General features: G+C 58.0%; 22 protein-coding genes and 1 pseudogene. 7 read left to right on the top strand and 16 right to left on the bottom strand.

The window, feature by feature from the left end; translation table 11 throughout:
* Window positions 1-15: 15 nt before the first annotated feature.
* The 11 genes and pseudogenes from ACP0KA_RS12035 to cyoA all read right to left on the bottom strand — a co-directional run bounded on the left by ACP0KA_RS12035 (window position 16) and on the right by cyoA (window position 10100).
* Window positions 16-1665: an OFA family MFS transporter gene (locus tag ACP0KA_RS12035; protein ID WP_424629015.1), complete on the bottom strand. Its 1650-nt coding sequence runs from the start codon at window positions 1663-1665 to the stop codon at window positions 16-18.
* 82 nt (window positions 1666-1747) lie between these two features.
* Window positions 1748-1924 (bottom strand): formate dehydrogenase subunit delta, encoded by a 177-nt coding sequence (locus ACP0KA_RS12030; RefSeq protein WP_424629014.1) that lies wholly within the window; start codon window positions 1922-1924, stop codon window positions 1748-1750.
* A gap of 13 nt (window positions 1925-1937) precedes the next feature.
* Entirely contained in the window at window positions 1938-2756 is an 819-nt protein-coding gene (gene fdhD / locus ACP0KA_RS12025; protein WP_424629013.1) for a formate dehydrogenase accessory sulfurtransferase FdhD, read from the bottom strand.
* A gap of 3 nt (window positions 2757-2759) precedes the next feature.
* Window positions 2760-2952, bottom strand: a pseudogene (locus ACP0KA_RS12020) (hypothetical protein); the annotation flags it as partial.
* A gap of 129 nt (window positions 2953-3081) precedes the next feature.
* Window positions 3082-3615: a response regulator transcription factor gene (locus ACP0KA_RS12015; protein WP_424629012.1), complete on the bottom strand. Its 534-nt coding sequence runs from the start codon at window positions 3613-3615 to the stop codon at window positions 3082-3084.
* Complete coding sequence (locus tag ACP0KA_RS12010) at window positions 3605-4882, bottom strand: ATP-binding protein (RefSeq protein WP_424629011.1); 1278 nt, start codon at window positions 4880-4882, stop codon at window positions 3605-3607. The genes ACP0KA_RS12015 and ACP0KA_RS12010 overlap by 11 nt, the downstream gene beginning before the upstream one ends.
* A 194-nt stretch (window positions 4883-5076) precedes the next feature.
* Entirely contained in the window at window positions 5077-5907 is an 831-nt protein-coding gene (locus ACP0KA_RS12005) for an SURF1 family protein (RefSeq protein ID WP_424631570.1), read from the bottom strand.
* Window positions 5907-6290: a cytochrome o ubiquinol oxidase subunit IV gene (cyoD, locus tag ACP0KA_RS12000; RefSeq protein WP_424629010.1), complete on the bottom strand. Its 384-nt coding sequence runs from the start codon at window positions 6288-6290 to the stop codon at window positions 5907-5909. The genes ACP0KA_RS12005 and cyoD overlap by 1 nt, the downstream gene beginning before the upstream one ends.
* Window positions 6287-6916, bottom strand: a complete 630-nt coding sequence (gene cyoC, locus ACP0KA_RS11995; RefSeq protein ID WP_424629009.1) for a cytochrome o ubiquinol oxidase subunit III — start codon at window positions 6914-6916, stop codon at window positions 6287-6289. The genes cyoD and cyoC overlap by 4 nt, the downstream gene beginning before the upstream one ends.
* 4 nt (window positions 6917-6920) lie before the next feature.
* On the bottom strand, window positions 6921-8924 hold the full coding sequence (gene cyoB / locus ACP0KA_RS11990; RefSeq protein ID WP_424629008.1) for a cytochrome o ubiquinol oxidase subunit I: 2004 nt from the start codon (window positions 8922-8924) through the stop codon (window positions 6921-6923).
* An 18-nt stretch (window positions 8925-8942) separates the two neighbouring features.
* Window positions 8943-10100, bottom strand: a complete 1158-nt coding sequence (gene cyoA, locus ACP0KA_RS11985) for a ubiquinol oxidase subunit II (RefSeq protein ID WP_424631569.1) — start codon at window positions 10098-10100, stop codon at window positions 8943-8945.
* A 229-nt stretch (window positions 10101-10329) separates the two neighbouring features.
* On the opposite strand from cyoA, the gene ACP0KA_RS11980 reads away from it, so the two are divergent.
* From ACP0KA_RS11980 to csgH, 7 genes are all read left to right on the top strand, one after another.
* The gene (locus ACP0KA_RS11980) at window positions 10330-11634 is read left to right on the top strand and encodes an MFS transporter (RefSeq protein ID WP_424629007.1); all 1305 of its coding nucleotides are present in this window, start codon (window positions 10330-10332) and stop codon (window positions 11632-11634) included.
* Between the two features lie 166 nt (window positions 11635-11800).
* Window positions 11801-12310: a hypothetical protein gene (locus tag ACP0KA_RS11975; protein WP_424629006.1), complete on the top strand. Its 510-nt coding sequence runs from the start codon at window positions 11801-11803 to the stop codon at window positions 12308-12310.
* A 1-nt stretch (window position 12311) separates the two neighbouring features.
* Window positions 12312-12785 carry a curli assembly protein CsgF gene (locus ACP0KA_RS11970; protein WP_424629005.1) on the top strand — a complete coding sequence of 158 codons (474 nt, stop codon included), beginning with the start codon at window positions 12312-12314 and terminating at the stop codon, window positions 12783-12785.
* A 38-nt stretch (window positions 12786-12823) separates the two neighbouring features.
* On the top strand, window positions 12824-13711 hold the full coding sequence (locus tag ACP0KA_RS11965; protein ID WP_424629004.1) for a CsgG/HfaB family protein: 888 nt from the start codon (window positions 12824-12826) through the stop codon (window positions 13709-13711).
* Between the two features lie 277 nt (window positions 13712-13988).
* Complete coding sequence (locus ACP0KA_RS11960) at window positions 13989-16370, top strand: beta strand repeat-containing protein (RefSeq protein ID WP_424629003.1); 2382 nt, start codon at window positions 13989-13991, stop codon at window positions 16368-16370.
* A 306-nt stretch (window positions 16371-16676) separates the two neighbouring features.
* Window positions 16677-18182 (top strand): beta strand repeat-containing protein, encoded by a 1506-nt coding sequence (locus ACP0KA_RS11955; protein WP_424629002.1) that lies wholly within the window; start codon window positions 16677-16679, stop codon window positions 18180-18182.
* A 137-nt stretch (window positions 18183-18319) separates the two neighbouring features.
* On the top strand, window positions 18320-18799 hold the full coding sequence (csgH, locus tag ACP0KA_RS11950; RefSeq protein WP_424629001.1) for a curli-like amyloid fiber formation chaperone CsgH: 480 nt from the start codon (window positions 18320-18322) through the stop codon (window positions 18797-18799).
* A 785-nt stretch (window positions 18800-19584) separates the two neighbouring features.
* Here the strand turns inward: csgH and wecB are convergent.
* The 5 genes from wecB to soxC form a co-directional block, all read right to left on the bottom strand.
* On the bottom strand, window positions 19585-20730 hold the full coding sequence (wecB, locus tag ACP0KA_RS11945) for a non-hydrolyzing UDP-N-acetylglucosamine 2-epimerase (protein WP_424629000.1): 1146 nt from the start codon (window positions 20728-20730) through the stop codon (window positions 19585-19587).
* A gap of 246 nt (window positions 20731-20976) precedes the next feature.
* Window positions 20977-21960 carry a nitrilase-related carbon-nitrogen hydrolase gene (locus ACP0KA_RS11940; protein WP_424628999.1) on the bottom strand — a complete coding sequence of 328 codons (984 nt, stop codon included), beginning with the start codon at window positions 21958-21960 and terminating at the stop codon, window positions 20977-20979.
* A gap of 80 nt (window positions 21961-22040) precedes the next feature.
* A complete protein-coding gene (locus ACP0KA_RS11935; protein WP_424628998.1) occupies window positions 22041-22466 on the bottom strand; it encodes a MarR family winged helix-turn-helix transcriptional regulator in 426 nt (141 codons plus the stop codon).
* A gap of 207 nt (window positions 22467-22673) precedes the next feature.
* Window positions 22674-23246: a c-type cytochrome gene (locus tag ACP0KA_RS11930; RefSeq protein ID WP_424628997.1), complete on the bottom strand. Its 573-nt coding sequence runs from the start codon at window positions 23244-23246 to the stop codon at window positions 22674-22676.
* Complete coding sequence (soxC, locus tag ACP0KA_RS11925; RefSeq protein WP_424631568.1) at window positions 23233-24513, bottom strand: sulfite dehydrogenase; 1281 nt, start codon at window positions 24511-24513, stop codon at window positions 23233-23235. The genes ACP0KA_RS11930 and soxC overlap by 14 nt, the downstream gene beginning before the upstream one ends.
* Window positions 24514-24669: the final 156 nt, after the last annotated feature.

Below are 24669 nucleotides of genomic sequence, written 5' to 3'. Positions count from 1 at the left end.
GTTTGATCGCGGATCTTAGTGGAAGATCTTGATCGCGCTTAACACGGTCAGCCAGACGCCCCATGCCAGCGGCACACCGACGAAGGCCCAGAACAGCGCAGCCTTGCCGTCCAGACCTCCCTTGCCGATGCCGTAGGAGCCTCCGGCCGTCGCGGTCGCAGTGCCCTTGGCCTGGAGAGCTGCGACTTGCTCGGGCTTCATGAACCAGTGCGGTGCCAAAGGCTTGACCAGCATATTGCAGATCAGACCGATCACCAGCATGCCCACCAGAATGTACATGGTGAAGTCATAGACCTGAGAGCGCGGAACACCGGCCGCGATCTGGAATTCGCGGATGTAGTTCACCACCACAGGACCGATGATGCCAGCGGTCGACCACGCCGTCAGCAGGCGGCCATGGATCGCGCCCACGAACTGCGTACCGAAAATGTCGGCGAGGTACGCCGGCACGGTCGAGAAGCCACCGCCATACATCGACAGGATAACGCCGAAGGCGAGCACGAACAGCATCTTGTTGCCCGTTGCCGCCAAGGTAGGCACCGACGCGTAGAGGATGATGCCCAGGATAAAGAACGTATAGTAGGTGTTCTTGCGCCCCAGCTTGTCCGACAGCGAAGCCCAGAAGAACCGGCCACCGATGTTGAACAGCGACAACAGGCCGGCGAAACCTGCCGCGATGCCCGCAATCGCCGTACGCTGGTCACCTGTCAATTGGCTGAAGGATACATCCGGCAGGCCGATCAATTTGCCCGCGAAGATCTCCTGCAGCATCGGCGAGGCCATACCGATCACACCGATGCCCGCCGACACGTTGAGACAGAGTGCCCACCAGATCAGCCAGAACTGCTTGGTCTTGTGTGCGTTGTCGAGGTGCACGTGACCGGTCGTGATCATCGTGTTGGCCTTTTCAACCGGCGTCCATCCTTCGGGGCGCCAGTTCGGAGGCGTGATGCGGTACGAGAATGCACCGATCATCATGAACACCGAATAGATCACGCCCATGGTCAGGAAGGTCTGCCACACACCAACGTCGGTCGGCGACTTGAAGTGGTTGATCAGGATGTTGGCGAGCGGCGCGCCGATCATCGCACCACCACCGAAGCCCATAATCGCCATGCCGGTCGCCATGCCGCGACGGTCGGGGAACCACTTCACCAGGGTCGACACCGGCGAGATGTAACCCAGGCCAAGACCGATGCCGCCGATGACGCCCGATCCGAGCCACATCAGCCAAAGCTGGTGCGTGTAGATGCCGATCGCGCCCAGCACGAGGCCGCCGGACCAGCACAGCGCGGCGACGAACCCTGCTTTCCGCGGACCAACCCGCTCCAGCCACTCGCCCCAAATCGCAGCACTGATACCGAGCACGACGAAGAAGAGTGTGTACATCCAGCCCAGGCTGGACACACGCCAGTCACAGGTGGTCGTGAACAACTCCTGCATGACCGTCATATCCGGACATGCCTTCGGAGCCGTCAGACCGATCGCGCGCGACAACGGCAGCCAGAACACGCTGAAGCCGTAAGCCATGCCAATACAAAGATGGATACAAAGTGCTGCCGGCGGGACCAGCCAGCGATTGAAGCCGGCCTTTGCGATGATGCGTTCGCGATCAAATATGCCGGCACCGGCGCCAGAGGCGCCTGCCTGTTCGATAGTCGTCATTCAACTTCTCCCCAAGGTGCAAATTCAGCTGCCCTTTTTTTCTTATTGCGGGCTTTTCTGTCGACTTACAATCCTGATTGTTTCAGAGCCTCCACGGCATCACGGACGTCGAGATTGAATCCCGATCCTCCTGCTTCGAGATGCGCCAGGATCGCGGAGCGCATTCGAGGATTCTAAAATTTTGAATGTGTTCAGTAGTGCTGGCCGTGGCTGCGGCCTCGCCCTGACTTTTAAAAAACGGGCCAATCTGGTTGACCATCTAGACAAGCCGGTCAGGCGACATGCGCAGTAGCTCCATCAGCGATCCGATAGGGATGCGTAAACACTTCAAATCCGTCCGAACGCGCAATCGCAGCCAGCGTAATTCCCGCTTCATCGGCCATGCGGACCGCTAACGCCGTTGGCGCCGACACCGAAACCATCACAGCTGCACCGGTCACCGCAGTCTTCTGGACCATCTCGACCGAGACGCGGCTGGTCAGCAGTACCAAGCCTTCTTTCGCATCAACAGAATTCCTCGCCAACGCCCCCGTCAGTTTGTCGAGTGCATTGTGCCTGCCGACGTCCTCACGCAGTGCAACAACTCCTTGCTCCGGATTCCAGAAGGCGGCCGCGTGCACTGCACGCGTCTCGATGTTCAGCTTCTGAAGCGAAGAGATGCTTTGCATAGCCTTCATAATTTGATCCGCCGAGAAATGGCGGCCAACCCCGACCATAGTCGCAGGCCGCGCAGCTTCCACGATAGAATCGATGCCGCACAACCCACAACCCGTCGGACCCGCGATATTCCGGCGGCGCTCTCTAAGTCGCTCTGCCTGAGGCTGATCGAGCCACATGCGTAACTCAACGCCTTCATCCAGCGCCACCACGTCGAGAGACTGGATATCCGCCGAGGATTTGACGACCCCCTCGGTCAAACTGAAGCCCACCGCAAAATCCTCGAGATCTTGCGGTGTCCCCATCATTACAGCGTAGGTTCCAGCATTGTAGGTCAGGGCAATCGGCGTCTCTTCGGGGATCGAACGACTGCCCTCGCTAAAGCCGCCCTCGCGCCAGATCCGGCGGTGAACCGAAACAGCGGGCGACTTCATAGATTACTCCGCGGCTTCCACGACCGGCGCGATCCGCCGTGAATTTCGTGCCTGTTCCTCATTAAGACGTCTGCCATTCGCTCGGCCCGTTTGATGGCGGGATTTGAACCGCCGTCACCTTATACTCTGGACAGTTCCTCGCCCAGCCCGAGAAATCGGTCTTGACCACATTCGCCTGGGTGTCCGGGTCGTGAAACGCTTATAGACGCACAGCCGTGCGATCCAGTGCCGGGCCGGGCCACTCTCTCCAATCGCGCCAATCAGTGGGTGCCGGTGTCGGCATGTCGGGTTGCCGTTTCACAACTCGTGAGTTGAGCCGCGCAATTCACTTCATCCGGATTTTCGCCAGCTTGCGGGCCAGCGTCCGCCTGTGCATCCCCAAACGACGGGCGGTCTCGGAGATGTTGAATTCGGTATCCACCAAGGCCTCGTGGATATGCTCCCACTCGAGGTTCTTGATCGAGGTCGGTCGGCTGGACAATTCAACCGAGGCATCACCTTCAGCCCTGCGGAACGCGGCTTCGATGTCGTCCGTGTTCGACGGTTTTGCGAGATAGTGACAGGCACCGAGCTTGATCGCTTCCACTGCGGTAGCGATGCTGGCAAATCCTGTGAGGACAACGATCTTCATGTCCGGATCACGCGCGTGCAGCACCTTCACGCATTCCAGTCCGGAGCCGCTGGCCAGCTTGAGATCGATGACGGCATAGTGCGGTGCAAAGCCGCCAAGAAGGGTTTCCAGGTCTTCGATACGTTGACACTGCCGGACATCATAGCCGCGGCGCTCAAACGACTTGCCCAGTGCTCTTGCAAACGAAGCGTCGTCCTCAACGATCAGAAGGCGGCGATCAGTGTCCATGTCCACCTCGGGGTGACAATGAATCCAGCGGCAATGTCAGCGTTACAATTGCGCCTCCGGTCGGCGCATTCTCCGCCGTGACCACACCACCGAGCTTGCGAATAACATTCACGACAAGAAACAATCCAAGCCCGCTTCCGGGCCGCCCCTTGCTCGACTGGTAGGGCTTTCCGAATGACGCCAGCATTGCCTTGCTGAAGCCTGGTCCTTGATCTCTGACCGTCAGGACGATGTTGTCGTCGATCCGGGCAACGTGTGCCCTGATCAACTTTGGTGATGCTTCCAACGCATTGTCAAACAGATTGAAAATCACCTGCTTCAAGGTGGCGTCAGATACGATCACCGCATCATCACCAAACCCGTTCGTGTAGTCGAACCGCGCCGGCGAACGGATTGTCTGCCATTCCTCGGCCAGCGTATCGAAGAACGTATTCACGGACGTCCGCAGCGTCCCCTCGCCTCGCGCTTCGCCAGAGGACATCAGAATGCCGGAGACGATAGCCTTGCATCGCTCCACCTGCAGCTGCATCTCGGAGATTTCCTGCGAAACTTCGGGGGTCTCATTCAAAGATGGCATGTGCTGCCAATCGTTCAAGATCACCGACAAGGTAGCAAGCGGTGTTCCGAGCTCATGCGCCGCGCCGGACGCGAGCAGGCCCATCCGAACGATGTGATCCTCTTCAGCGGATTGCTGGCGCAAGCCTGCAAGATGAGCATCGCGCGCCCGAAGGTTCCGATTGATGCGGCTGATGAAGAAGACAAGGAGTGTCGCAGACAGCAGGAAACAGATAAAGGTGCCCTGCATGTGCAGCTTGGCGAAGCCACTGCCCTGCTCGTGAAAGATATCCCTGTAAGCAACGCTCAACCAGACGAAACAGCCGCTGGTGATGACGACCAGCGTCCAGGTCGACCAGGCATCAAGCAGCACCGCCCCCAGGGTCACCTGAAGAAGGTAGAGCGAAATGAAGGGGTTCGCCGCACCGCCTGTGAGATAAAGCTGGACCGTGAGAGCAGCGACGTCGAGCAAGAGAGCCAGAAACAGCTCCGTGTTGCTCACCATCTCGTGGCGATAGTGCCGGATCAGGCTGAAGACATTGAGACCGACGAGGAAGGCGATGACGATCGCCAGTTCAGTCACCGGCAATGCAATTCCAAACCAGAATTGCACAACAAGGATCGTCACGATCTGGCCGATGACCGCGAGCCATCGAAGCTGAACAAGAAGAAGCAAGTTCTTCTTGTCGGTGACGTGATCAATGGAAATCATCCAGCTTCACTACTGAAATTTGCGCGACCGCGCCTAGTGTGGCGGTTCTGAAGTCCGCATCATTCGTGCGGCGAGTCGGGAATGCGGACTTCAGAACCAAAGCCACACTAGAACAATAACTTGCTAGAGTCCTTCGATTCCGAAGTTCGCAGGCGAACGGGCGGCGGAATGACGCGAACTTCGGAATCGAGACTCTAGGTGATGGCTCGCCCCGAGTGCCGCTTCCGCAAGATCCACTCCTGCCGCATAGCATAAGTCATCCATCCCAGCAGCATGATCGCCAGGCCAAACCAGGTTATTGCATAAACCAAATGGTTGTTCGGAAATGAGATAACGGTCAATCCCCCCACCGGCAGCACATGAGAGTCCGCAGCGGCATCCGCATCAATAAAATAGGGCGCGACATCCTTGATCCCGCGCGCGCGGGCGATCGCATCCACATCGCGTGAATACCAGCGGTCGGCCGCCGGATCGTTGGTCCGGAGAAATCCGCCGCCCGGCTCACTCACACGTAGCAAGCCGGTGATGGCCGTCTCACCATGGCCGGCCTTGAGAGCTTCATGAACGTCTTGGTCGGAAGGCACAAAACCCCGGTTGACCAGGACCGAAAAGCCGTCACCGGTGCGAAACGGCGCCATGACCCAATAGCCAGGGCCCCGCTCGGTAACTGCCTTGACCAAGGTTGCGCGGCTGTCGAGGAATCGTCCCTTCACCTGAACATGGCGATACGCATCATCCGCTGCATTGACGTGAGCCCACGCTGACGGACCGGGGGCCGGCACCGCAGCCGCATGAACGCGCCGATCGACCCGCTCGATCAGATCAAGCTTCCAGACCCGCCGTTCAAGCTGCCAGACCCCCAAAGCGCAGAGGATCGCAAAGACCGTGGTGGCAGCAACACCAAGCGCGATCCGCTTTCGCACGGACGGCCGCGGAAGGCTCCGTGACTCGTCTTCGAGACGCGAGGCGGGCTGGGAAGACGTCCGTCCTCCAGCCATGGCCTCGCGGGTCTCGAAGGTGATCATCATGGCATATGGCTCATGTCGTGACCGAGCATCATGTTGGCGTTGAGGTGATACATCACCCACAGCGAGCCGGAGAGCGTGATGACAACGATAATGATGGTGAAGAGCAACGCCATCAGCGTCCAGCCGCTCTCGGACTTCGCGTTCATGTGCAGGAAGCAGATCATGTGGACCACGATCTGCGCTGCTGCAAAGGCCATGACGATGATCGACGTCAGCTGCTTGTTCTCGATCGCGCCGCTCATGACGAGATAAAACGGGATCGCGGTCAGGATCACCGACAGCCAGAAACCGACCATGTAACTGCGCAGCGAGCCATGGGTATGATCGTCAGCATGAGCGTGATCGCGCGAGGCGTGACCAGCGTGGGCATTGGTGCTCATCGAAGCACTCCCATCAGATAGACAAACGTGAACACACCGATCCAGATCACATCGAGGAAGTGCCAGAACATACTGAGGCACATCAGCCGGCGCATATTTGCGGGAATGAGTCCACGGCGCGCGACCTGCGTCATCAATGTGAACAGCCAGATCAGGCCAAAGGTCACGTGGAGGCCGTGCGTACCGACCAGGGCGAAGAATGATGAGAGGAAAGCACTGCGCTGCGGCGTCGCGCCTTCGTGGATCATGTGCGCGAATTCGTTCAATTCGATGCCGATGAACGCAAAGCCGAACAAAGCGGTCGCAACAAGCCACCCTTGCATGGCGCCGACACGTCCCTTTGCCATCGCCAGCATGGCGAAGCCGTAGGTGATCGATGAGAGCAGCAGCATCGACGTGTTGACCGCCACCAGCCGCAGATCGAACAAATCCTTCGGAGAAGGTCCGGCAGCGTAATTGCCGCCGAGCACGCCGAAAGTGGCGAACAATACCGCAAAGATGAGGCAGTCGCTCATCAGGTAGATCCAGAAGCCGAGCATCGTGCTGCCGCCCTCGGCATGATGCTCGTCCACCAGATAGAAGCTGGGCGCCTGTGCCCTCATATTGTCTTCGACCGCCAGATCCATCGGCTCAAGCCTCCAGTGCGAGACGGCGACTACGCTCGTTCTCGGCTTGTACGACTTCATCCTTCGGGAAATGGAAGTCGCGCTTGTAGTTGAACGTGTGCACGATCACCGCGGCGAGAAGTCCGGCGAAGCTCAGGATCGCCAGCCACCACATGTACCAGATCATCGCAAAGCCGAAGACGGTGCTCAGCGCAGCAAGCACCACGCCCGCGCCGGTGTTGCTCGGCATGTGAATAGACTTGAACCCTTCAAGCGGGCGCACATAGCCGCGCCGCTTCATATCCCACCAGGCATCAAGATCGTGCACCACCGGCGTGAACGCGAAATTATAGGCCGGCGGCGGCGAGGATGTTGACCATTCCAGCGTCCGGCCATTCCAGGGATCGCCGGTCACATCCTGCAGCGCCTTGCGATCGCGGATGCTGACGTAGATCTGCACCAGGAAAGACAGGATGCCGAGCAGGATCAGGAACGCGCCGAAGGCTGCGATCACGGTCCAGATCTGCATGGAAGGATCGTCGAAGTGCCGCAGCCGCCGCGTCGCGCCCATGAATCCCAGGACATAGAGCGGCATGAATGCGAAATAAAATCCAACGAGCCAGAACCAGAACGACATCTTCCCCCAGAACTTGTCGAGCTGAAATCCGAATGCCTTGGGGAACCAGTAATTGATGCCGGCGAATGCACCGAACACGACACCCCCGATGATCACATTGTGGAAGTGCGCGATCAGGAAAAGGCTGTTGTGAAGGACGAAGTCGGCGGGCGGCACCGCGAGCATCACGCCGGTCATGCCGCCGATCACGAAGGTCAGCATGAATCCGACCGTCCACATCATCGGAAGCTCGAACCGGATGCGCCCGCGGTACATCGTGAACAGCCAGTTGAAGATCTTCGCTCCCGTCGGAATCGAGATGATCATCGTCGTGATGCCGAAGAACGAATTGACACTCGCCCCCGAGCCCATCGTGAAGAAGTGGTGCAACCACACCAGATAGGACAGGATGGTGATGCACACCGTGGCGTAGACCATCGACGTGTAGCCAAAGAGACGCTTGCCGCAGAACGTCGACGCAACCTCGGAATAAATCCCGAATGCGGGCAATACCAGAATGTAAACTTCCGGATGACCCCAGATCCAGATCAGGTTCACGTACATCATCGGGTTGCCGCCGAAGTCGTTCGTGAAGAAATTGGTGCCCACGTATCGATCGAGGGTCAGCAGCGCCAGCACCGCCGTGAGTACGGGAAATGACGCCACGATCAGGATATTCGTGCACAGCGAGGTCCAGGTGAAGATCGGCATCCTCATCAGGGTCATTCCCGGCGCGCGCATCTTCACGATTGTCGCGATCAGGTTGATACCCGATAGCGTGGTGCCCACGCCGGCCACCTGAAGACCCCAGATGTAATAGTCGACGCCGACATCGGGACTGTAAGCAATTCCCGACAGCGGCGGATAGGCCAGCCATCCCGTGCGGGCATACTCGCCAACGAACAATGAGAGCATCGTCAGCGCAGCACCGCCGACCGTCATCCAGAAGCTGAAGTTGTTCAGGAAGGGAAAGGAAACGTCTCGCGCGCCGATCTGCAGCGGCACAACATAATTCATCAGTCCTGTCACCAACGGCATGGCGACGAAGAAAATCATGATGACGCCGTGAGCCGTGAAAATCTGGTCGTAGTGATGCGCGGGGAGATATCCTTGCGATGCACCGAAGGCGATCGCCTGCTGAAGGCGCATCATGATCGCGTCCGCAAAGCCGCGCAGCAACATGACGATGCCGAGCACCATGTACATGACGCCAATGCGCTTGTGGTCGACGCTGGTAAACCACTCTTTCCAGAGATAGCCCCATAGCCTGTAATAGGTGATCGCTCCGACAACAGCGATGCCGCCCAACGCAACAGCAGCGAACGTCACGACAAGGATCGGCTCATGGTACGGGATCGCATCCCAGGTCAGTCTGCCGAAAACAAACTTGAGGAAGGAAGTGTCGCTCAACATCTCAAAGCTCATTCTGCATCAGGTATTGGACGGGTGACGGATCGCATTCAACGAAAGCGAAGGCGAGGACCGCAGTGGCGTGAACGACGGCGGCGGCAGGCCGGCACCTTTGAGGCGCGACAGATCAAGCACCGGGAGAGCCTTCGCTTCCACGGCGCGAGTATCGGTTCCTTGAACGGCACTTGCTTGGACGGTACCTTCTTGGACGGTACAAAGGCTGGCGACATAGGCCGCATCGGCGCCAAACACCGCGCCGCGCTGCGCATATTTGTCGTAGGTCAGAGGAAGCGTATTCCTCGCCCCCGCAAGCCCGAGGCCGCCTTTCGCATCGATGGCCGACATCTCGCTCATGCACATCTTGCTGGATTCAACGCACATATTGATGATGGCGTTGAACAGCGTCGAATCGACGCCGGCGTAGCGGCGAACCGGATCATTCTCGCTCGGCTTTTCCAGCTGCAGATACGCGGCACGATCGAGCTTGGCCGGTTCAGCCCGCGCCTTGGCAATCCAGCTGCCGAAGTCCGCGTCATCTACGCCGAGAAACGTGAAGCGCATTCCGGAGAAACCTGCGCCGCTGTAGTTGGCGGAGAACCCCTCATACACACCCGGCTTATTGATAACCGCCTTCAACTGGGTCTGCATCGCAGGCATCGCATAGACCTGTCCCGCAAGCGCAGGCACAAAGAAGGAATTCATCACCGAAGATGACGTGATGTGAAAGTCGATGGGCCGGTCGACCGGCGCCGCCATCTCATTGACGGTCGCGATGTTGTACTCGGGATAAATGAACAGCCACTTCCAATCGAGCGCAACGACATCGACCCTCAACGGCTTGGTGTTCGCAGGGATGGGACGTTCGGCTGCGATGCGATCAAGCCTGCGATACGGATCCAGCAGATGCGTACTTGCCCAGGTGATCGCCCCGATGCAGATGACGATCAGCAGCGGTATAGACCAGATCACGAGCTCGAGATGGGTCGAGTGATCCCAATCCGGCTCGTATGTGGCAGTCGTGTTGGATTCGCGGTACCGCCACGCCACGATCGCGATCAGCGCCATGACCGGCACGACGATCAGCAACATCAGCGATGTCGACTGGATCAGGATATCCCGCTGCTGTTCAGCGACGTCGCCGGACGGAGAGAGAACCACTGCCTTGCAGGCTCCCAGCATCGCCACGAGGGGCAATACAGCCAATTGACGAAAGCGGAGCACGATCTGTCCTGCCGATAAAAGTTTCACATCTGATATTTCGCGTAGCTGCAGCGCGGCGAAAGAGACATTGGACAATTTGCCCAATCCCTCGAAACAACCCGCAATGCCAAAAGAGCACGATCGGACGGCGGCTTGTTCTGCTTCAATATGTTCCCGAGAAGGACGCGAAATCATCATGAGCATGGACATGGCAGCTTCTGCGTCACCGCGCCGTGAGGCGCACGGCGCGAACGCTCACGACAGCGTCAACACCGGCGAAATCGCGATCGGCGTCATTATCGGACGCACGTCGGAGTTCTTCGATTTCTTTGTCTACGCCATCGCGTCAGTCGTCGTGTTTCCGAAGCTGGTCTTTCCTTATCTCGATCCACTCACCGGCACGCTTTATTCTTTCGCGATCTTTGCGCTTGCCTTTATCGTGCGGCCGATCGGCACCACGATTTTCATGGCGGTCGATCGCGTTTATGGCCGCGGCATCAAGCTGACCATCGCGCTGTTCATGCTGGGAACCTCCACGGTGGCGGTTGCATTCCTGCCGGGACACGATCAAATCGGTTCGGCTTCAGCCTGGCTTCTCGCGCTGCTTCGCATCGGTCAGGGATTGGCGCTTGGCGGAACATGGGATGGATTGGCACCGCTTCTGGCACTGAATGTGCCGGAAAGACGGCGCGGTTGGTACGCGATGATTCCTCAACTCGGTGCGCCGCTCGGCCTGATGGTTGCCAGCGCTCTGTTTGCCTTCTTCATCACGAAGCTGTCGGCAGCGGATTTTCTCGATTGGGGCTGGCGCTATCCGTTCTTTGTCGCTTTCGCGATCAATGTCGTTGCGCTGTTCGCACGGCTTCGGATCGTCGTGACGCCGCAGTATTCGCAACTGTTTGAGAGCCGGGACCTGGAGCCCGAGCCCGTGGCGAGAACACTGCGGGCGGAGGGACGCAACGTCATCGTCGGCACGTTTGCGCCGCTTGCCAGCTTCGCGCTGTTCCACATGGTCACGGTCTTTCCGCTCTCATGGGTGTTCCTGTTTACCGAGGAAGGACCCGGTAGATTCCTGATTATCGAAACGATCGCTGCGGCGTTCGGTGTCGCAGCGATCATCGCGTCCGGACCGATCGCGGATCGTCTTGGCCGCCGGACATTGCTTGGGGCCTCAGCCGCAGCGATTGCGGCCTTCAGCGGCTTCGCACCCCAACTTCTCAATGGCGGCCAAGCCGGTGAAGCCGTGTTCATGATCATCGGATTTGTCCTGCTCGGCATCTCGTTCGGACAATCGTCGGGATCGGTCGCATCGAATTTTTCGCGGGCGAACCGCTACACGGCATCCGCACTGACGTCGGATTTCGCGTGGTTGTTCGGTGCCGGCTTCGCGCCGCTTGCGGCACTCCTTCTCGCCAGCAACTTTGGATTGTTGGCTGCCGGCGCCTACCTGTTGTCCGGCGCGGCATGCACCCTGCTGGCTTTGGCCCTCAGCCAGAGACTCGATAGCCGATAAGAGGTGACATCACCGCGTTATTCGATTTCATCGCAACACGATGCATTGATGCGAGCGCTGCCACACCTGCCCGTGATGAGCCCGATCGCTCTCATCAATCGAATTGTCGCAAAACTGTAGCGAGCCATGTGCTACCGCCTTCCCGTAACATCGGGGAAGTGGTCCAGTGGTTCAAAAATATCGCCGCGCGCGAAGCGCATTCACTGCGTTTGGCGCGATGTTTTTATGCGCGTCGGTTTGCGTCGCGTCGGATTTCGCGCTTGCGCAGCAGGCCAATTCCACCACGCCGAATCCGTACACCGATCTTTCTGCTTATCAACTCATCAACCAGGCCGCGTCGCAACAATCGATTGCAACTTCTGGATCCCCCGCTTTGTCTTCGACGGTGACGCAGATTGGGCAGGTGAATACCGCAACTGCCACGCTCAGCGGCAGCGGCAACATCACCAATCAATATCAGAACGGATCGCAAAACTCGTCGAACCTGACGGTCAACGGTGGACAGAATACGGTCACGACAACACAGATCGGCAATTCGAACACCACATCGATTGGTGTGAACGGCAGCGGCAACACGATCAACAATCTTCAAGTGGGATCCGGCCTGTCCTACCAAATTCAAGTGATCGGAACGGCCTCTGCGCCGATATCCGTTCAACAGTATGGAAGAAGATAACGTGACATCTCGAGTTCGTCCGGTGAGCGGCAGCGTTGTTCGCCCGATCATTCTCGCATGCACGGTGATCGTCGCGATGACCGGTTTTGCGCAGGCGGGCACGCTTGTTTACACGCCGACCAATCCAACGTTCGGCGGCAACCCGCTGAACGGTTCCAACCTGTTCAATTCGGCGCAGGCTCAGAACCAATTCACCCAATCAGGTTCGAGCGGTTCGGGTGGTCTCGGAGGCGCTCTTACGCCCGGGCAGATCTTCGCGCAGCAATTGACGAGTCAGCTTTACTCCTCGCTCGCCAATCAAATCACGCAGCAAATTTTCGGCTCGAGTGCCACAACGGGCACCGGCACCTTCACGTTCGGAGGGACGACGATTACCTACACAAAGAACCCCAACGGCACCATCGACATCACCATCAACGATGGCCAGACCATCACCCAAGTGTCGGTGCCCGCGCCTCCCACGGGCACCCATTAGGGCAAGCGCTGGTTGAAATCACGAGTCAGAGTTGGATGATGTTGTCTGCTGTTAAATTTATGCCGTTGGTCGGCTTGGCCGTGTTGCTTGCCGGTTGTGTTACGGAGCCGAAAGGCCGTGAGTTGCTTGAGGAAGCACCGGTGCTGACCCCGGCTTCGCCGACCGCTCTTGATCTGGAAAATCTGCTTCCGCCCAAGCGAAAGCTCGACGTCGCCGTCTACCAATTTCAGGATTTGACCGGCAAGAACGAGCCTAATGATAACGTCGCGGTGTTTTCTCGCGCCGTGACGCAGGGTGCATCCGGATTCGTGATCGATGCACTTCAGCGTGCAGGGCACGGACGCTGGTTCACGGTGGATGAGCGCAATGGTCTCAGCGATCTCCTCAACGAGCGTCAGCTTGTGAAGGTGACGCGCGCTGAATTTGAGGGCGAGAATGCACGTCCGCTGCCGCCGATACGGTTCGCCGGGCTTCTGATCGAAGGCGGCATCATCGGCTTCGACGGCAACGTCATCACCGGTGGCGTCGGTGCGAACTTCCTCAACATCGGCGGTGACGTGCAATACCGGCAAGACACGGTCACCGTCGCCATGCGCGTTGTTTCCGTTCAGACGGGTGAAGTCCTGACAAGCATTACGACCACGAAGACGGTCTACTCAATCGGCCTGCGCGCCAACGTCTACAAGTTCGTCTCGATCGATAAACTTCTTCAGGCTGAAGCAGGAGTCACCCGCACCGAGCCCACGCAGCTCGCCGTGCGTCAGGCCATCGATCTGGCTGTGTACGCCACTGTCATGCAGGGCGCGCAGAAAGGCATCTGGAATTTCGCCGATCAGAAGGGCGGCCGCGCATTGCTGCAAAGCTATCTGTCGAAAGAGTCGGTCACCGCAACTCCGCTTCCGGCAGCGAAGAAGTCCGAGGGTTGAATAGAAAACTCGATGCGCGCTTGCCGAGCGCAAGCGCAGTAATCACGACAGTTTTGCTTCAGTAAATCTACAGTTAGTTTTCACTTTTATTTCCGTAATACTTCATTGATATTAAATTTTACCTTAAGTGCGGCAATCTATCCTCTTTACATTGCGATTTATACTTGCGCGTGTTTTAGCATTAACCGGGCGTTAACGACGTGCCGGGGCTGGCTTGGCCGCGTTGGACGCTCGCAGGCGCGAGGGGATTTCACCTCTCGGTAATGGAGTGATCCAAGTGAAAAAACATCTTTTATTGGCCTCGGTCAGCGTCATCGCGGCCTTGGCAGCATCGACCGCATTCGCGGACGACATCAACAACCAGACCAACATCAACCAGACGGGCACCAATGGCACGGTGACCATCAATCAGACCGGTAACGGCAACATCGCCGGAAAGGCTGATCCAACTGCTCAGCAGTCGATCAGCAATTCGCTCGTTCAGGCCGGCAACCTCAATTCGCTGACCGTCACGCAGTCAGGCGACAACAATATTTTCCAGGGTGTTGCCACCGATGGTACCCCTGGCTCGCTGGTGCAGTCGGGCAAGAGGAACACTGCTAATATCACTCAGGACGGCAACAACGGCACCGTCACGCTGTCGCAGAGCGGCCACGACAACAATGCCCGCGCCGATCAAACGGGCAACAAAAACAGCATCACGTCGATGCAAGCCAAATCCGGCAACAGCTTCGACACGAACCAGAACGGCGACAATAATATCATCAACAACGACCAGACAAAGAGCACCTCGAGCTTCTTGCTGACCGGCAATTCGGCAATTGGCCAACAAGGCAACGGCAACACGCTCACCAATATCCAGGCTGGAGATTATCAGACTGCTCGCGTTCAGCAGATCGGCGACAGCAACACCGTCTTCACCCAACAGACGGGCGTGTCCAAACAGAGCGGCAACAACGTCTCCATCGAGCAAGGTTCGCTGGGTGCAGCTTCCAATCAGGGTTCAGTCACACTTTCGCAGGTGGGCGACAACCTGACGCTGTCGGTCTCGCAAGCCGGTCTTGCCAATACATTCAACTCCAACCAGTCGAACAATGGCGGCACGGTTGAAGTATCGCAGACCGGAGATCACAACTCGTTCAACAACACGCAATTCGGCAAGAACGACTACACAGGCGGTCAGCCGCTCGTGATCGGGGGAGCCAACATTCCGACCCAGGCTGCACAGATCGGCAGCAACAACGTCGTGAACAGCAACCAGGCCGGAGCGAACGAAACGTTCATTTTTGGTCAAAATGGCAACGGCAACGTGATCACGAACGGTCAGTCGACCGCGCGCTCTTCGCTGACCGCGATGCAGACCGGCGACAGCAATAACATCAACAACAATCAGTTCGGCTCTGGCGCACAGACGGCCACCGTGACCCAGACCGGTAACAGCAATCTATTGAACAACAACCAGAGCTCGCCAGGCGCGATGCTGACCGCCACGCAGGCTGGAAACAGCAACATCGTCAACTCCACTCAGAGCGGTGGTAAGACGCTGACCGCCAGCCTCACGCAAAATGGCGGTGGAAACTTCGTCAACAGCACGCAGAGCGGCCACGATAACAATACCCGCACCTCTCAAACGGGCAACACCAACAGCATCACGTCGACGCAGGCCAAATCCGGCAACAGCTTCGACACCAACCAGAGCGGCGACAATAACGTCATCAGCAACGACCAGACCGCCAGCACATCGAGCGTTCTGCTGACCGGCAATACCGCAATTGGCCAGCAAGGCAACGGCAACAAACTCACCAACATCCAGGCTGGAGATTATCAAACCGCTCGCGTTCAGCAGATCGGTGACAGCAACACTGTCTTCACCCAGCAAACGGGCATGTCTCAACAGAGCGGCAACACCGTCACCATCGATCAGGGCTCGCTGGGTGCGGCCTCGAACCAAGGTTCGGTTTCGCTTTCACAGCTTGGCGACAACCTGACCCTGTCGGTCTCCCAGGCCGGCACCGCCAACTCGTTTACGTCGAGCCAGTCCGGTGGTTTCAACACGGTTGCTTTGTCTCAGACCGGCGAGCACAACTCCTTCAATAACATTCAGATTAGCTCGAACAACTACGCGGGTGGCGTCCCGATCCAAATCGGTTCGAACACCATCGCAACACCGGCTGCACAGACCGGCAACAACAACGTTGTGACGAACAACCAGGCCGGCATGAACGAGACGTTCATTCTCAGCCAGAGCGGCAACGGCAACACGATCACGAACGGCCAGTCAACTATTGGCTCCAAGCTGACCGCGCTGCAAACCGGTGACGGCAATAACATCAACAGCAACCAGTTTGGCACCGGATCGCAGACTGCGATCGCGACCCAGATCGGTATGGGCAATCAGCTCACCAATACGCAGAGCTCGCCCGATGCAATGCTGATCACTGCGCAGAATGGCAACAACAACATTATCACCTCCACCCAAAGCGGTGGTGTGATGCTGGTTGCCAACATTACGCAGAACGGAAGCAGCAACGTCGTCAACGGTATGCAAACCGGCAGCAACAACACTGCGAATGTTGCGCAATACGGCAACATGAACAGCGCCAGCTACACGCAGTCAGGCACTGGCAATACCGTGAACATTACTCAGGGCAGACACTAAATGCAGTCATCGAGGGAGGGGTCTCACGACCCCTTCCTCCCCCTATTGGTTGTCGAAATTCAATTTGTAAGTTTTGCAACAAATATTCGTCGCGAACAAGACGTTTATATTTCAGTTTTACTTCATAATTACCTCAGTAATATTAAATTTTACTTTAACTGCGACAATTCACCCTCTTTACATTGAGATTTATACTTGCGCGTGATTTAGCATTTACCGGGCGTTAAGGACGTGCCGGGGCTGGCTTGGCTGTTTTGGCGCCTGAAGGCGGGAGGAAATTCCACCTCCCGGTAACGGAGTCATTCAATGAAAAAGCATCTTTTACTCGCCTCGGTGAGCGTGATCGCAGCCTTGGCCGCATCGACCGCATTCGCGGACGACATCAACAATCAGACCAACATCAACCAGACCGGCAACAATGGTGTGGTCACCATCAATCAGACAGGCACCGGCAACATCGCCGGAAAGGCTGATCCGACCGCTCCGCAGTCGATCAGCAATTCGCTCGTTCAGGCCGGCGACAGCAACAACCTGACTGTCACGCAGTCCGGCAACAACAATATCTTCAAGGGTGCAACGCCGACCGATCAGGTACCCGGCTCGCTGGTGCAGTCTGGCGCGCACAACATCGCCGACGTCACCCAGTCCGGCACCGGCAGCACCGTCACGCTGTCCCAGACCGGCAACGGCAACGGCGTGTTTGACAGCTCAAAGGCTCTGAACTTCTCGCCAACCGGCGATGTCAGCGTCGTCAACCAGAGCGCCACCGCCGGCAGCACAGTCACTCTGACGCAGAGCGGCAACAACAACACGTTCGGCATTGATCAGGGCGGCACGACCAACACGATCATCGTGACGCAAGGCAATGACGCCAACGAAGCCCATGCCAGCCAGGATGCCACGTCGTCCAACGACACGATCAACCTGACGCAAAGCGGCGCCGGCCCGCTGGGCAACTTCGCCATCGCATCGCAGACTGGCGGCGCGAGCTCGACAACCACGGTCGTGCAGACTGGATCGGGCAATTCATCGAGCACCGACCAGTCATCGACCAGCAGCACGCTGTCGGTGACCCAGACCGGCGCCTCGAGCTCGGCTTTTGGCTCGCAGTCGGGATCCTTCGGCAACATCAGCGTGAACCAAACCAACAGCGGCGGCTCGCCATTGGATGGCCATATCGCATTCTTCGGCCAGGGCGGCGGCACCGGCAACCTCCTGATCCTCAATCAGAACGGCTCCGCACAGAACGCGAATGCCAGCCAGTTCGGCGACAACAACTCCGTCATCTCGAACCAGAGCGGCGCGAATAACAACTTCAACACCGCCCAAAACGGCGCAAGCAACACTGTAAGCAACACCCAGTCGGGTTCGTCCAATACCCTCACGGGCGGCAACCAGACCGGCAACGGCAACACGCTTACCAATACGCAGGCGGGGACGAATGATTTCGCCACCACCGCGCAGGTCGGTAACGACAACCACATGACGAACTTCCAGAGCGGCATCAATGGGTATCTGGTGGCTACGCAGACCGGCAACGGCAACTCCCTGAATAGCTCTCAGACGGTTGCCAACGCTTCCCTCCTGGCCGATCAACTCGGTGATAACAACACCATCAACAGCACCCAGAACGGCTTGATGCTGGCGTCTGCGACGATTTCGCAGGTTGGCAACAACAACACTGTGAACGGCACGCAGACCGGCGGCAACAGCACCGCGAACGTTGGCCAGTATGGCAACAACAACTCTGCCACCTACTTCCAGAACGGTTCGGGCAACACCGTCAATATCACGCAGGGCTTCAAGCACTGATTTGATCGTAGGCGGCTGGGGGCGCACGCTGGTGCGCCCCTTTTCTTCTCATCGACACGCAGCCCTTCGGGTTGATAGCGATCACTTCAGCGTCTCATTAGATCCATCACTTGGATGCCCGGAAGGAGGCCCGGAAAATGCTCCGCGAATCGACCAATAAACAAAGACATGATCAGCAGAGACATAATCAGCAGAGACATGGAGGCATCTGGCGCAGCCTCGTCGCAACCCTGCTCACGTTAATGGCTGGAGCTTTGTTGACCTGCACGAACTCTTACGCCGAGGATTCTACTGTGACTGTTCTAGCGCATGCCTCTTCCGGCCCGCTCCAATGCGAAATCCGCAGGACCGACGCGGGACATTCAGTTGGACTGACCGGCACGATCACGAGTTCAACAGCCGTTGCAGGCAAATTCCGATTCATGGTGACGAAATCGGGCCCTTCCGGCTCCTCAAATATCAATCAGGGAAACAACTTTGAACTGACCGCCGGATCACAAACAGATGTCGGTCATGTGACAATCAATCTCGAAGATAATGCAAAAGCCGTTGTCGAATTGGTTGCGACATCAAACGATGGAATCGAGTGCCGCGCCAAAGCGCCATTGGAGCGTTGACTTCATCTTGCGCTGAAATATACGAACGGCTGCGAACACGGCACCAGAAACAATTCCGCCTCGCTGCGTCATGTGAGTCCCTGAGAATGATACGATCGGTCCTGGCCTTCCTGCTACTCGGCATCGCCGCGGCTTCCGCACAGCAAACCCCACCTCCTGTGGCAACACCAAGCGGTGTTCAATCGGCAGCTCAGGTGGGACAAGCGGCGCCACCGAGGTGTGACGCCAATTGCGTACGCGCCAATGCCCAGAGGGCAAGCGAACTCTGCGCTCCCAAGATTGAAGCCAAGGCACCCAGCGATTTTGATTGGCTTACGCGTCCAAGCCCCGGCATCTTCCAGCAAGCGGATCCATCATCACCTAGCGACGCCGTCGTCCGTTTCCGAGGCGACTCCGTTCGCTTCATGGACGCATCGAAGTCCTGGGTTCGGGTGAGCTATGAATGCGCCTTCGATGTCGATTCGCAGACGGTTACTTCTGTCAATGTGCGCGCTGGCCGCCTCGATCAAGCCAATACGCCAGAACAGACGCAACCAGCAAATTCGGCGCCGCGGGCTCAAACTACCGCGGCAAACACTCCTCCTCAGCAAGCCGCGCCAGCTGCCGCAAAGCCCAAGCCGCGCGTCTGGGAACCAAGCGCAGTGGAGATTCAGCAGCAGACGCCTTATCCAAAGCGTCACTGAACCGACAGGCAGTCGTCATTTTACGGCGCCATGACACGGCGCTCCAGCGATGGAGCACCGCTTTCCTCAGAGTGAATTTGCTATTCCCGTCCTTCGGTGCCCTTAGCTCTCCAGGACTGACCGAATCCGTGAAGCAGCAAGGCCGTCGCCGTATGGATTTATGGCCTGTGCCATCGCCTGATAGTGAGCGGTGTCGGTCAACAACTTCGATGTCTCGCCGAAAATTCGCTCTGGGTCGGTCCCGACCAAAATGACGGTGCCCGCATTGACGGCCTCCGGCCGTTCGGTTTTCTCCCGCATCACAAGAACCGGCTTGCCAAGCGACGGCGCCTCTTCCTGCACACCGCCGGAATCCGTGATAATCAGATACGACTGCTGCATCAGGAACACGAAAGGCTCGTAGTCCTGCGGATCGATCAGCGTGATCTGATCATTTGCGCCTAGCAGACGCTCGACAGGCTCTCGCACGTTTGGATTCGGATGCACCGAATAGACGATTCTGACATCGTGCTCCCGAACGATACGAAGCAGCGCGTTACAGATATTTTCGAAACCGTTGCCAAAATTTTCTCGCCTGTGTCCCGTCACGAGGATCATGCGACGCCCGTCCTGCCCCACGAACGGAAACCTTTTTGCCAAGACTGCGCGGCGGTCCGCAGACGCATCGATCCGCCCCCGCATGTCCAACAGGGCATCGATGACGGTGTTGCCCGTCACATGGATGGACGCCTCATCGATCCCCTCCGCAACGAGGTTCATTCTGGCCTGGGGAGTGGGCGCAAAATGATATCGCGTCGCAAGACTTGTCACGCGCCGGTTCATTTCCTCGGGCCACGGGGCGTAGAGCGATCCCGATCGCAAGCCGGCTTCCACATGACCAACCGGAATTTGGCGATAGAACGCCGCGAGAGACGTCGCAAGCGTCGTCGTGGTGTCGCCGTGAACCAACACGACATCCGGTTTCTCGGCATCCAAGATGCCGCCCATCCCCGTCAGGATGCGTGCGGTGAGTTGATCCAGCGTCTGGTTCGGCCGCATGACATCGAGATCGAAGTCACACGTCATGCCAAATAATTCTATGACCTGATCTAAAATCTCCCGATGCTGAGCAGTGACGCAGACTTTCACGTCCAGACGAGTGCTCTGACGGAGTTCTGATACGACCGGGGCCATCTTGATGGCCTCTGGCCTCGTGCCAAACACAATCAATATCTTTTTCAAGGGAACGCCATTCACTGACCGACCCATCAGAGGCAGCGGTTAGTCTGCACCCTGTGTGTGCACCAAGAAAAATTATGAAATTCATACGCTTATAATCAACAGCGATATTAGACCACCGGCATCGATAAATCGCAATGTATCTCTCGTCCGTCTTCGCCGAGGTTCCATTAGTATTAACCTGTCTACACGGCAGACCTTGAGCATCAAGCGCCGCTATAGCCGCAACACTCCTGCGCTGACCGCGCAGGAGTGTGTCCAGCTTCCGGCGGGCCATCACACCTCGACGGCTTCTCTCTGTGCGACAACAGGCGCTATGGGATGCGCGCTTCGCTCGTGAACGTGCGAGGTGGGCGTCCGATCGATGAGCAAGCTCAGCAGTTCTGGCCGGCTATAATGACCGCGCGAATCCATCAGACGTTTGCGCCGGTCGATCAGAGTGAAGTCGAGATCGGCGATGACTTCGCCCTCTCCCGAACGCAGCGGCTCACCGATCAACGAACCATCCGGCGCGACGATGGCCGTAAAGCAGCCGCTTGAGATCGGGCCGATGCTGCAGCCTGTATCTTTCATGATCTGGGCTTGCTGATCGGGATCGAGCCAGGCCGTAGCGTTGACGACGAAGCAGGCGGACTCCAGTGCATGCTGGCGAATATTGACCTGCATCTGCTCCGCAAAGATATCGCCGGCGAACGAGCCCGGATACATGGCCGAATGAATCTGTTCGCCATCAGCCATCAGCGCGTAACGGGCCAGTGGATTATAGTGCTCCCAGCAGGCGAGCTGGCCGATGCGTCCTACAGCGCTGTCCACGGCACGCAATCCAGATCCGTCGCCCTGCCCCCAGATCATGCGCTCATGATAGGTCGGATTGATCTTGCGGCGGCGCTGGATCAAGGTTCCATCCGCATCGAACAGCAACTGCGTGTTATAGAGCGTTCCGCCATCGCGCTCATTGATGCCGATGGACACCACCATGCGTGCTTGCTTGCAGGCATCGCCGATGGCTTGCGTGGCGGCCGACGGCACGGTCACTGCCTGGTCGATCAACCGCAGATGCTCCTTGCCGAGATTGAGTTCGAAAGCCGACTGCACGAATGAGAAGTACGGATAATAGGGGATCACCGTCTCCGGGAACGTGGCGAACTGCACCCCTTGGCGGCCAAGGTCGAGGATTTTGCGAACCACCTTATCGACGGTCCCCTCGCGGCTATAGAGGACGGGGCTGATCTGGACTGCCGCTGCTTTAACGTTTGTCATTTGAACCTCGCTGCTTTGATTATTGTATATACAACATTACGAACACACTGCTCGACCCCGAGCCCGTACGACAACCCTTATCAAAGCCCGTCGGCAATGCTCTTGATGGCTGCGGCGCCGCTCTCGCCGAGCAAGGCTTTTCCTCGCCGTTGCGCTGCCCGCCACGCCGGCACGACGTCATTGAGTAACTTCTTGCCTGCCTTGGTCAGGACGATGGCCCGTTTTCGGCCGCCCTCTTCATGCGGAACTTCTTCGATCCATCCGTTCGAGATCATGAGCTGAAGGTTTCGGGTCAGGGTCGATCGATCCTGATGGTTCTGGCGTCCGATCTCGGCGCGGCTCGCCGAGCCAAGCCTGGAAATCATCACCAGCAAAGAGACCTGAGGCGCATTGATTCCGAACGGCCTGTATTCCTCATCGTAGATACTGGTGATGACCCGTGCGATGCGCCGCGTCCGCGTCAGCAGGCAGTTCCGGGTAATCTCGTTGGTAATGTCGTCGACCATTGTTCTGCTCGGAAACGGTTCTGGCGGACAGATTGGTGTATATACAACATTATGTCAATGCTTTTTGGCAGGCGCATAGCAGGTCAACAATCCCCCAAAACAAATACAGGGCCCGATCGCTCGAGCCCTGCATTGACATCATGTTTGAAAGAGCCAAGAGCGGACGGAAAACGATCCGGTGCGTCCATTCTCAGCGACGAGATCCCGTCAGCGGTAGAGCGAAAGCTCCGGCCGCGCATCCGGAATGAAGCCATCGCGATTGGGCATCGCCACCTTCGGCAACGTCTTTGCATCCATCACCTCTGTCGGCTTGATGACCTTTGCTTCCGACAGAATGTAGGCGACGAGGGCGTAGACTTCGTCATCCTTCAGCGATCCCGGTGCGCTGAACGGCATGGCGCGCTTGATGTAGTCGAACAGCGTCGTCGCGTACGGCCAATAGCTTTCCACCGTCTTGACCGGCGTCTTGGTCGCCAGCGAGCCGCGGCCGCCGATGAGACGATCACCACCGACTCCCACGGCAGGATTGCCCTCGAGCTTTTCGCCATGGCAGGCAACGCAATTTTCGGCGAAGATTTTCGCGCCGGCCGCGGCCGTACCGCTGCCCGGCGGCAATCCCCGACCGTCCGGCGGAATCGAGAACTTCCCGGCGAGATCCTGCGGCGTCACGGCAGTGCCGAAGCCGTAATGCGTCGGGGCGCCTTGCGCAAACGCAGCCGACGACACCAGAACCGAAGCGAGAAGAGCGGCAGACTTCAACAGGTTCTTAGGCGTGAACATTGGCGACATCCCCGGCTTCGTTGACGGCCCAGCTTTGAATGGCGTTGAGATGGTAGATCGAACCGAACGGACCATTGGATCCGCGAATGGCGATCAACTGCTTCAACGTCGGCTGCACATAACCGGTCTCATCGGTACAGCGGCTTTGCAGCACCGCCGGTTTGCCATCCCAGACCCACGGGAAAGAGAAGCGCACAGTGCAGATCGGCTCAGGCACGGAGTCGAGCCGCGCCGGATACCAGGTCTTGCCGCCATCGACGGACACATCGACCGACTGAATGCGGCCGCGTCCGCTCCATGCAAATCCCTGGATGTTGTAGAAGCCCGCCCCCGGCAGCTTCATGTCACCGGATGGGAACGTAATGACGGACTTTGCATCCATGTCGAGGCTGAACTGACGGGCTTTGCCGTCGCCAAGAAGATCGGTGTATTTCGACGTCTCCTCGCGAGTCATGAACGGCTTGTCGCTGATTTCAAGACGACGCAGCCACTTGATGTGCGTGTTGCCCTCATAACCCGGCAGCAACAACCGCAGCGGATAGCCCTGTTCGGGCCGCAGCGCCTCGCCGTTCTGTCCATAGGCGATCAGCGCATCCTTGAGCATCTTCTCCATCGGCACGCTGCGCGTCATCACCGCAGCGTCGGCGCCCTCGGCCAGCACCCAGGCGGAGCCTTCCTTCAGGCCGATCTCGCGTGCGAGGGTGGCGAATTGCACACCGGTCCATTCCGAGGTGCTGAGCAGGCCGTGCGTGCCCTGCACGGTTTTCATCGTCGGCTTATTCCACTCGGTCAGTCCATTGCCCGAGCATTCGATGAAATGCTTGCGCGTGACCGATGGAAGACGCTTCAGATCATTGATCGAGAATTTCTTCGGCGTGTCGACCATGCCGTGAATGATCAGACTGTGCTTGGCAGGATCGATCGTCGGGATGCCGCCGTGATGCCGTTCGAAATGCAGGCCCGAGGGCGTGAGGTTGCCGAGCATCTTGTCGAGCGGCGTCATGCTCCAGGACGTCAGGTCGTTCGGCGTCGGATAACGCCAGCGCACCTCCGTTTCGAACTGCGAGCGCGAACCATAACCGCCGTCGGCGGCAACGGCACGTCCCTGCTCCTTGGTCGGGTCCGCCGGCACATCGAAATGAAATGCGCCGGGCGGCGCCTTTTGCTCAGCGGCCTGTGCAAAGGCGGAAGAGCCCGCGACGCCAGCGACTGACGCCGCAGCAAACAGGAATTTGCGCCGATCCGTCAGACCGGCTTGAGGGAACATGCCCTCTTTACAGTCGCAGTCTTCTTCCTGCGCTTTGCGCTCGGCGATGTGCCGCGCTTCCGCCAAGACCATTTCATTGGCCAGGCGCGTTTCTTTTTCGTCGTAGACGACCGGGTGTTGCTGCCGCATTCTTCGCTTCCCCTAAGGAATTGAATG

The organism is Bradyrhizobium sp. SYSU BS000235 (assembly GCF_049747295.1).
Classification (GTDB): Bacteria; Pseudomonadota; Alphaproteobacteria; order Rhizobiales; family Xanthobacteraceae; genus Afipia.
This window is presented reverse-complemented; position numbering and strand designations above follow the sequence as displayed.

Excerpts from the sequence above, each read along its gene's own strand:
- cyoD (WP_424629010.1), bottom strand. The coding sequence starts at position 6,290 with ATGAGCACCAATGCCCACGCTGGTCACGCCTCGCGCGATCACGCTCAT.
- ACP0KA_RS11980 (WP_424629007.1), top strand. The coding sequence starts at position 10,330 with ATGGCAGCTTCTGCGTCACCGCGCCGTGAGGCGCACGGCGCGAACGCT.
- csgH (WP_424629001.1), top strand. The coding sequence starts at position 18,320 with ATGCTCCGCGAATCGACCAATAAACAAAGACATGATCAGCAGAGACAT.
- cyoB (WP_424629008.1), bottom strand. The coding sequence starts at position 8,924 with ATGTTGAGCGACACTTCCTTCCTCAAGTTTGTTTTCGGCAGACTGACC.
- ACP0KA_RS11955 (WP_424629002.1), top strand. The coding sequence starts at position 16,677 with ATGAAAAAGCATCTTTTACTCGCCTCGGTGAGCGTGATCGCAGCCTTG.
- fdhD (WP_424629013.1), bottom strand. The coding sequence starts at position 2,756 with ATGAAGTCGCCCGCTGTTTCGGTTCACCGCCGGATCTGGCGCGAGGGC.
- ACP0KA_RS12030 (WP_424629014.1), bottom strand. The coding sequence starts at position 1,924 with ATGGTCAACCAGATTGGCCCGTTTTTTAAAAGTCAGGGCGAGGCCGCA.
- ACP0KA_RS11935 (WP_424628998.1), bottom strand. The coding sequence starts at position 22,466 with ATGGTCGACGACATTACCAACGAGATTACCCGGAACTGCCTGCTGACG.
- cyoC (WP_424629009.1), bottom strand. The coding sequence starts at position 6,916 with ATGGATCTGGCGGTCGAAGACAATATGAGGGCACAGGCGCCCAGCTTC.
- wecB (WP_424629000.1), bottom strand. The coding sequence starts at position 20,730 with ATGGGTCGGTCAGTGAATGGCGTTCCCTTGAAAAAGATATTGATTGTG.
- ACP0KA_RS12010 (WP_424629011.1), bottom strand. The coding sequence starts at position 4,882 with ATGATTTCCATTGATCACGTCACCGACAAGAAGAACTTGCTTCTTCTT.
- cyoA (WP_424631569.1), bottom strand. The coding sequence starts at position 10,100 with ATGCTGGGAGCCTGCAAGGCAGTGGTTCTCTCTCCGTCCGGCGACGTC.
- ACP0KA_RS11930 (WP_424628997.1), bottom strand. The coding sequence starts at position 23,246 with ATGTTCACGCCTAAGAACCTGTTGAAGTCTGCCGCTCTTCTCGCTTCG.
- soxC (WP_424631568.1), bottom strand. The coding sequence starts at position 24,513 with ATGTTCCCTCAAGCCGGTCTGACGGATCGGCGCAAATTCCTGTTTGCT.
- ACP0KA_RS12035 (WP_424629015.1), bottom strand. The coding sequence starts at position 1,665 with ATGACGACTATCGAACAGGCAGGCGCCTCTGGCGCCGGTGCCGGCATA.
- ACP0KA_RS11965 (WP_424629004.1), top strand. The coding sequence starts at position 12,824 with ATGTTGTCTGCTGTTAAATTTATGCCGTTGGTCGGCTTGGCCGTGTTG.
- ACP0KA_RS11940 (WP_424628999.1), bottom strand. The coding sequence starts at position 21,960 with ATGACAAACGTTAAAGCAGCGGCAGTCCAGATCAGCCCCGTCCTCTAT.
- ACP0KA_RS12005 (WP_424631570.1), bottom strand. The coding sequence starts at position 5,907 with ATGATCACCTTCGAGACCCGCGAGGCCATGGCTGGAGGACGGACGTCT.
- ACP0KA_RS12015 (WP_424629012.1), bottom strand. The coding sequence starts at position 3,615 with ATGGACACTGATCGCCGCCTTCTGATCGTTGAGGACGACGCTTCGTTT.